We start from the raw sequence: 268 nt of genomic DNA, 5'->3' as shown, positions 1-268 counted from the left end.
AAAACATTTTTAGCTGTTTGCTGGGTAATAGTGCTGGCCCCACCGCCAAGCGGAATTTTTGTTTTCTTCTTTTTCTTTTTGGGTTTAAGGCTTTTTTCAATAGCATCCCAATCGAAACCGCCATGATCAGGGAATGCCTGATCTTCACTGGCAATAGCGGCCAGTTTTACATTATAGGAAATCTTATTCCAACCAACATAATCTCTTTTTAGTCCATAACTAAACACATTCGATAATTGGGTAATCGTAATGGGCGGCATCACCCAAA

At 39.9% G+C, this 268-nt stretch carries 1 protein-coding gene; it reads right to left on the bottom strand.

The features are described 5' to 3' along the window. Positions 1 to 268: transglycosylase domain-containing protein (locus CWC11_RS20835; RefSeq protein ID WP_171038485.1), on the bottom strand; the 268-nt coding region annotated here is incomplete at both ends.

This window comes from Pseudoalteromonas sp. S3178 (genome assembly GCF_005886985.1).
GTDB classification, from domain to species: Bacteria; Pseudomonadota; Gammaproteobacteria; order Enterobacterales; family Alteromonadaceae; genus Pseudoalteromonas; species Pseudoalteromonas carrageenovora.
The sequence above is the reverse complement of the archived record's forward strand: the minus strand, read 5'-3'. Positions and strand labels throughout refer to the sequence as shown.